General features: G+C 38.0%; 5 protein-coding genes. 1 reads left to right on the top strand and 4 read right to left on the bottom strand.

Annotated features, from left to right (window positions below; all coding sequences use genetic code 11):
• Window positions 1–142: 142 nt before the first annotated feature.
• The 4 genes from ACFWE9_RS11385 to ACFWE9_RS11370 all read right to left on the bottom strand — a co-directional run bounded on the left by ACFWE9_RS11385 (window position 143) and on the right by ACFWE9_RS11370 (window position 7,127).
• Window positions 143–2,215 carry a SpoIID/LytB domain-containing protein gene (locus tag ACFWE9_RS11385; protein ID WP_230159074.1) on the bottom strand — a complete coding sequence of 691 codons (2,073 nt, stop codon included), beginning with the start codon at window positions 2,213–2,215 and terminating at the stop codon, window positions 143–145.
• Between the two features lie 356 nt (window positions 2,216–2,571).
• Window positions 2,572–4,578 carry a penicillin-binding transpeptidase domain-containing protein gene (locus ACFWE9_RS11380; RefSeq protein WP_230159075.1) on the bottom strand — a complete coding sequence of 669 codons (2,007 nt, stop codon included), beginning with the start codon at window positions 4,576–4,578 and terminating at the stop codon, window positions 2,572–2,574.
• A gap of 152 nt (window positions 4,579–4,730) precedes the next feature.
• Window positions 4,731–6,170 (bottom strand): magnesium transporter CorA family protein, encoded by a 1,440-nt coding sequence (locus ACFWE9_RS11375; protein ID WP_230159076.1) that lies wholly within the window; start codon window positions 6,168–6,170, stop codon window positions 4,731–4,733.
• Window positions 6,171–6,809: 639 nt separating this feature from the next.
• Window positions 6,810–7,127: a hypothetical protein gene (locus tag ACFWE9_RS11370; protein WP_230159077.1), complete on the bottom strand. Its 318-nt coding sequence runs from the start codon at window positions 7,125–7,127 to the stop codon at window positions 6,810–6,812.
• A gap of 542 nt (window positions 7,128–7,669) precedes the next feature.
• Here ACFWE9_RS11370 and ACFWE9_RS11365 point away from each other — a divergent pair.
• Complete coding sequence (locus ACFWE9_RS11365) at window positions 7,670–8,563, top strand: helix-turn-helix domain-containing protein (protein WP_230159078.1); 894 nt, start codon at window positions 7,670–7,672, stop codon at window positions 8,561–8,563.
• The last annotated feature ends 13 nt before the right edge of the window (window positions 8,564–8,576 follow it).

The raw sequence follows: 8,576 nt of genomic DNA, 5'->3' as shown, positions 1-8,576 counted from the left end.
CGTCCAAGGGAGACCCCACAGGCGCAAAGCGCCGAGGAGGCTCACGGACCGCCCGCGGAAAGCGAGTGCCTGCAGTGGAAATCAACGGTCATATTATAAAATCCTAAGAAACTGTAGACGCCATAAATGACGTCTTAACCATTTACTTTTTTATATACCTTTTCAACACATACCCACTTTCGCTTCCCGTTTTCACTTTATACCACTCACCATGTTGAGCCAGTATCGTTACGGTTTGATCACTGTTGAGGTGTCCTACTACTATCGAAGATACATGTGTTTTTTCTCTTATATTCAACGTTCTTGCTGTCACTATTCCCGTTGTCTTCCTAATGGAAATTTCCGTTGAAACGGATTTCTGATTATCACTCGAATCCTTTGCCGTGATTGTTACCGTATACGTCCCGTTGGACATATTTCTAAAATCCCATATCGCCGAATGACTGCCTTTAATAACCTGCCTTTCAGCAAGCATGCCAACCACTTTGCCCTTGCTGTTCTTGATTTTCACTGTTACTTCAGAGTTTTCATTTATTGTATACCTTATGTTCGCTTTTTCTGTACTGTAATTACCCGATGTATCGACATCAGTGATTTTTGGTGCAGACGTATCCTTATTAACCTTAATTGCCAATGTTGCCACACCCTCATTCCCACTTCGGCCTATTGCTGAGATTTCGGCTGTATATATACCATCACTTACCTCTTTCATATTCCACATTGCAAAATGGCTTCCCTTTTTCAGTGAGAGATCACGGACTGGGGTAGCTGTGACTTTCCCTTTACTATTTTTAATTGTGAGTGATACGGCAGCATCTTCCTTAAGGGAGTATGTGATACCAACCTTATGCTTTTGATAGTCCGCCTTCGCGTTCACATCTATTATACTCGGTGCCTCCTTCACGATAGAATTCGTATTGAATACACCCACTTCATCGCCATATTCCCTCGCTACATTAGTATTAGGATAATAAAACTCCAAAATTTCCTGATACGTTTGACCTGCTTCTGCTCTGTTTTTTGCTCCAAACTGACTTAATCCGACCCCATGTCCGTAACCTGAGCCTTCAATAGCAATTCTGGAAGGATCCGAAATCGAATGGTCAACCAGGTAGCTTTTCATCACACCCTTCCCCACCATGCCCCTGATTTTTGAGGCCGCTACATTTTTAAGGGTAACCGTTTTCTTCAAGAGTTTGCCCTTATCATCCAACTGATTCCTTACATAGAATTTCAGTTGGATGGAGCCTTTCGTTGCACGGCCTCCCGTTGTTTTATCGTTTAAGGTTAAAACGGGAATTTCCGTTATTTTAATATCCTGTTTGGCATATCCATTATTTTTCAGCCAAGCCTTAAGATTAGGAACAATCGTTTTATCTTTTTCCTGTACACGTGTCCACCAATCATCCGGCTTCGATAAGTCCTTTTTTGACAGGTCAATTTGCTGCTTGTCCAGCTTTATTGTCCAATTGGCTTTTGGATCATAGGAATCTTCTTTTATCGTTAAATAGGCAAGCGGGTCTCCACTCGTCCAAACATTGGAGTTCACTTCGGTCATGCCTCCATTGCTTGAGGAAAAGAACGCCTCGATTATTTCCCCATCATGTTTAACTACCATACCCGTTGTCTGTTCAATGGCTGAATTCGTATTGTCGTGACCGTCCGCCCCTCCATATACTTGGTAGGAAATCGTATCATCAATCAATTTGGATTGATGGCGAAGTGCATAAGTCCGAGCTGCAACTGCCTGAGCTTTTAAAGCTTCATCATGCCATTGTGCAGGCATCTCATTCGGGACAACGCCCTTTAGATAATCTTCAATATAAACATGATTGATTGGCCGAATGTACCCCCCCTCCACTGTAAATGAAAATGACCCCGGATACGGCCGGCTGTTGATGGACAGTAATGAATCTCGTGCAACTGGATTTATCTTAAAGGAAGAAAAAGATCCCCTTTTCTCGGAATCTTTATAAACGGCAAGTTTTCCTGACTTCACTTTCAAGGTCAGCTCTTCACCTTCCTTGAGGACTACCTCTCCCCCGGAAGTACGATAGTCCCCGGTTGCCGTTAATTTGACACTTGTTTGATTTCCTAAGTAATTCTTCAGTTTCACTTCCATCACTGTATTCTCTTTTGCTGCCTTTGCTCCGTGAGAAGAAAATGTAGAAAAAATGATAAAGAAAGCCAAAAACAGATACTTTAAACTTCTCATTCTTTTTCATCCTCATTCCTATCCTATTTATCGATCGATTTCCTTCCTAAACGCTTATATGATTCATTCCTTATTTTCACTATCTTTTTTGAATGGCAAATATATATTTTCCTAATCCACAAAGTACCTCTTCACATATTATCGAGGAATTCCGAACCTTCTCTGTTTTAAATTCTGTATATGCTCCTTATTATCCTTCACATCCAACCTATAATGTTGAGGTCCCTTGAAAATGAATGTACGTGACTCAAGTGGAAAAAATATAAAAAAAGCTGGACATGATTGAAACCATGTCCAGCTTTTTAATGATAAATGTTCGCTGTATCCAACCTATTTCCTGTGGATGCTTTTTCACTCTATTTCAAATACTTCTTCAAAACCGGTTTCATATGATCGACAACGACATGGCTCCCGCCTCGTCCTTTTACATCTTCAACCATCCATGCCATGAGAAGTTCCGGATCTTCTGTATCCATGGCTACAAACCAGCCGTTTTCAGTTCCATCAGAATTTTTGGATGCCTTGATTTCAGCAGTTCCCGTTTTGGCTGCGATTTTGATACCAAGATCATTTATACCATGTCCGCTACCCTTAGGATGCTCCACTACTTGTGTCAGCATCTTGGTGATTTGATTCGCTTGATCTGCAGATATGGCATTTTCTTTCCAAATTTTATTTTCTATTTTATCTCCTGTTATTAATGAAGGTGCCAGGATGTTTCCTTCGTTCAAGAAGGCAGAATACGTCATAGCCAAATGAAGCGTGCTCATTTGGACCTGTGCTTGACCGTATCCGGCGTCTGCCAAGCGTCCTTCACTGTCGATTTTACCAATGCTCGATGCTTTGATCGGATATTCGTAGTTCAAAGGTTCATCAAAGCCAAATGCTTTGAGTCCACTTGTGAATTTTTCCTTACCTAGCCCCAATGCTTTTTGGGCAAAATATATATTGTCAGAATAAATTAATGCTTTTTCCATATCGATTGCAACACCAGGGTCAGAGACCCTTGTAATGGAATGGTCTTTCCAAGTCGATTTAGCCCACGTTTTCCCTTGGATATTTATTGCCTCATTCGGATCCACACCATTTTTTAAAGCGATTGCCGCAGTAAGTGCCTTAATGGTTGAACCAGGCGCAAAGGTTGAACTGAAGCGGTTAAGAAGCGGCTTTTTTGGATTTTCTTCAAGCGCTTTTTGTTCCGCTTTTGTAATCCCGAATATATATTTATTAGGATCGAATGACGGACTTGACACAAGCGCAAGTGTTTCGCCGGTCATCGGATCAATTGCCGATGCAGATCCAGTTTCATTCTTATATTGCTTAAAGATATCCTTTTGAAGCTCGGCGTCGATCGTTAACGTAATTGTTTCTCCTTCTTCAGCAGGCTTTTCAGCAATCACTTTTTCTTCGCCATCTTCTGATTTAATATAAATTTTTCCGCCTGGTTTCCCTCTCAAGCGTTCTTCTAAAACTTCTTCAAGACCCCGCTTGCCAATCACATCACTTGCACTATACCCTTTCCCTTTTAACTTCTCCAGGTCTTCGGCAGATGCCTCACCTACATATCCAATCAGATGGGCAGTAGCCTCTTTATAGGGATATATGCGTTCTTCTGTATTATTGACCGATACCCCAGCTATGTTCAATAGCTTTTCCAAGGTTGCGGTATTATCATTTGACATTTTCTTGATAGGTACAAAATAGCCAGGCTGCACCCATGGTTGTTGTAATTTCTGATTCAATTCGTCGGTAGACATATTAAGGAGTCCAGAGACCTTTTTAACCGTTTCGGATTCGTTAGCCATTTTCTCTGGCACAATTCCTACTTCTGCTACCGTTCCGTTCATGGCAAGACCGTGTTCATTTCGATCGACAATTTCCCCGCGGACGGCTGGATACGATTCAACCGATATCTTTTCATTAGCTTTCAGCTGAGGGAAAATATAGCTTTCATCCCACTTGATGTACCAATTTTCCTCGTCACCTTCCCCTTCTTTGACAAGGGTCGCTTTATGGTCAGAGCTGACAGCACCCGCCATAGTGGACATATCAACGGTATAAGCAAGTTTTACTTTTTCTCCATCCTTATGTTTTTTTTCTTCTTTTGGTTGTTTATAGTCCACCTTTAATTGGTCAACTTCTATGCCCTTATATATTTTTTCATAACGCTTCGCAAATTCATCCGCACTGATTTCTTTCTTTGTCTCAGGTGACAGATACTCGTACATCTTCTTAAAATCCTGTTTATTCCAAAGCTTTGTGTATGATGCAAAGCGATCTTCTGGACTTGGCTCATCCGAGCAGCCGGCCAGGAACAATACGCTCATCAACAATATGCTGGAAATTAAAGCTAGTTTCTTCATGAGTTCCTCCTAATGAATAGTTAGAATGGTATACATATAGTTTATCAAAATATTAGAGGAATGGGGGAATTTGTATGACTAATTTCTTCATTTTGCTAATTAATCATGTTTTTTCTAAAGCAAAAGTCCTGTACATAGGTACAGGACTTTTATTAAAGCATTCTTTTTTTGCGGCTTTTTTTCTCTTGCAACCATTTTTTCAAGAAGAAAAATCCCAAGATAGATGAAATGGCGAGACCGCTTATCGTTACGAATACGGCTACCCATTCAAAAAAAGTATAATTCATATACGCTTTCCATGGCAATTTCCCTTTCCAATCTCCAATGTAGAGATTCATACCGAATATTCCTGAAATAACCGTATAAATCGTTAGAATTTGCAAGAGATAATTACTTCTTTTCCCGGACAGTTTATCCTGATTCTGATAGAGGTAAGAAAGTGTTTCTTTTACTTCTTTATAGAGCGGGGCGATCCTAAAGGTATCCTCCGTTTTTTTGAATAACTCTTTCCCTGTAACCGTACTATTGACTTCATTGAATAAATATTTTGCAGAGAACTCTGTGATCATGAAGATCAACTGTTCCGTATTTGATTGATCTTTTTCTATATCGATCTTGGAATGTTCATGAACCAGTTTAAGCAGCACCATTTTGTAATAGAAGGTAAGCAGAATTGTATAAAAGTTATGACCATACATTTGGCTCGCCAGTACCTGTTCCAGGTTACCAGTAGCTTTCGTGACACATGCAAAATGGTACATGCTGGTGACATAATAGGTCTCCTCCCCCCACCTGTCATATACACTCTCACGATAATACCGTTCAATATAATCAGGATTCGATGATCCGATATATGCCTCTCCATCATTGTCGTATCCATTTAGCTCACTAGCTCGAAATAAATCATTTTTAGTAATATCACGATCATCCGGGAATGCGATATAGCTGATTACATACATCCTTTCATCGATAAAAAAAGGTAAACTGCCAAAATACGTGGGATCTGCTTGTTCTTCGTCCATATACTCTTCCATTGGCGGCAGTAGCTCGTTGAAGATGAAGTCCTTAACCTGTTCATATTGATTTTTCTTGCAACCGACTTTTGTCTTCTCTTCATCATCAGCAATCGGTTCGAGGATTCTGAATGTGTCGCCAAAATAGAGTACATCATTGTAAGAAATCCCTTCAGGCAATGTAACGCGAAGATTCATCATGCCAATATGAAATGGGCATATGAAGATATCTATGGAGTTAATAACGAATGGGGTATTTAAAAAGGGAGATTCGAAGGTACAATCAATATCAAGGTTTTTCGTAAAACGCCGTAATCCTTCCTTCTGTTTTAGGTTACCTGGAAATAAAATCGGCTCGATGTAGGGCATGAAGTATTTTTCCAATTTACGGTGTGAAATTTTATGGCCACCATAAAATTGATTTTGTTGATCCATATCTTTCAAGTTCAAAAAAACGAAATCTTCCTCAAGCAACTTTTTCACAAACGTTTCAATCTTATTTCCTTCAAGTGTGAACGGAAAGATGTACTGCTGGAAAGCTCGCTTCGTCTCATCATTCTTTTTTACTTTCACATCCATAGATTTATTCCTCCGATTAAACTGGATGAACCAGATTTAATTCATCTTGCTTATTATATTTACCCAGGTATGTGCAAACAAAACAACACATATTATAGAAATAAAGTGGACAAATAATCAAAAAAAAAAAAATCCCCCAAGCCAGTTGCTCAGGGGCCATCGAAAAGAGTTTTTCAACTCTCTTCACTTTAGGGTACTAGAAACTGATGTTTCTAATGAAAAATCCGATATTCGGACCATTTTAACATTTATTTTCAATAAGATAAAACATGAAAATTCTCCATATTTTGTCTTAATGACTTATTATCACTAAATTAATCCTTATATACATGTACTCACGGACGAAAATATAACTATAGGAATAATCATATGATCTTCTTACTTCTTAAGACAGTCCTTTTTCAATAAAAATCACGTTTTAATAAATTGAAAAAGGGTAAATAAAAAAGCAAAGGAGAGACATCATGAAATCAAGTAACAGTAAAAAACACTTTAAGTTTTTCGAAAGAACGACTAACTCTAAACCGAGTGAAAGAAAACAAATGAGCGATTTCCTCAAAAAAATGAAAATGAATGCTCAAAACACTCACTTGAATGGTAAAAACTCATGACATGTAGAATGTCATGAGTTTTTATCGTTTACAATGCGATTTCATTCCCCTGAAGGTTGTACCTCACACATTTTTTGATACCGATTACATTCAAAAAATGTTGAATTTTTTTCATGGAGGCTGCCTGATATTCATCTACTATAGAAAACTCTTTAATATAAGCAATTTTTTCTTGTACATCTGTATCTATATGATCTTGGTTGTATTCTTTTTCATTTGATTTTTTACATGTGTACACAACAGCCTCACCAATTTTCCTGGTCGCCTTATCAAAATAAAAAGAAAACACAATGGCACATTCATCATCGTAAAAAGAGGGCTGAACTTTCATATTAATATCAATCATTAACCTTACACCTCTCTCCGTTTTGTTATTTACACTATAACAAAATAAAAAAAAGGAAATAGGCGTTCCAAACTACGTTCACGTATATTCCACACCCACCAAATGGACCTTATATTCCCAATTCATAGATAATTATAACTACAGGAATATGCGCGAAAGAATAAACCATGATAAGAATAAAAAAACATCTTCAAATGAAGATGCTTGAATGAGTAAAAGTAAGTTTCATTCCTTATTTATATAAACCTGGAAGTTCTGCGTAAAGGCCTGGTAATTCGCTTGGGACAATCACGAAAGTAGCGATGATAAGAAAAGATACGACTAATGCTTTAGTACTTTTTTTCATAGGTCATTCCTCCTTTTCTTTTAAAAAAATATTGGTTAAAATAGAAATTAATTCTATAGTTATATTTAACCACACTTCTTAATACTATATATTTCGACTAAAGAATCTATTTAAACCGTTCAGGACATGTACATACAGCTTTCACCGATTTTTCATAACAAAATATAACTCTAGGCATATTTTAAGGAGAATCAAAATGGATTTTTTTGCAGTTGGACAAAAGATCAAAGAGCTACGTAAACAAATCGGACTTTCCCAGGAAGAGCTAGCATCCGGTATTTGTACACAAGCACAGATCAGTAAGATTGAAAAGGGCGATGTCTATCCATATGCCTCAACTCTCTACTTAATTTCTCAACGTTTAGGTGTTGATGTAAACTATTTTTTCGATATTGGCATGACCCCTAGGCTGGATTACGTGGAAGAAGTGATTTATCAATTAAAAATAGCTAGAAGAACCAGAAATTATGAAGAAATGCAGCAAATTGTAAAGGCTGAGGAAAATAGTCCTCTCTTTCTTCAGAATAAAAAGAATCATCAGCTAATTCTTTGGCATAAAGGAATATACGAATACGAAAAAAACAAGGATTTAGATAAGGCCATTGAATTTATTAATAAGGCCATCGCCATTACTCATACTACGGATAAAATTTATTCGGAACGGGAGCTTGAAATATTAAGCAGCCTAGGTGTAATGTATGTTGCCGAAGAACAATACGAAAATGCTTTTGCCTTGTTAAAGAAAGCTTTGAAGCACCTGAGAGCTCTTCCCTTTTTGACGGATAAAACGCTAAAGACACGTTTATCCTATAACTTTGGCAGAGTGTTAACACGCCTTGGTCGATATGAAGAGTCCATTGCATGCTGCCAAGACGCCATAAAATGGTGTCTCGAACATGATCAACTATACGCTTTAGCAGACTTGCATTACCATTTAGGTTACAATTTCGAGCTGGTAGGAAACTTTGAAGCGGCAAAAGAGTACTTGGAAAAGTCAGCATTTCTCTTCACATTACAAAAAAATGATACCTTTGCTACTTTCATCAACAAAAAGTTGGACAGTTGGAAGAATGAAATGAAAATAAATTAATTTTATATATTAA

The organism is Peribacillus sp. NPDC060253 (assembly GCF_042727425.1).
Lineage (GTDB): Bacteria > Bacillota > Bacilli > Bacillales > DSM-1321 > Peribacillus.
Note: the sequence above shows the minus strand (reverse complement) of the source record. Positions and strands in the feature narration are given on the sequence as shown.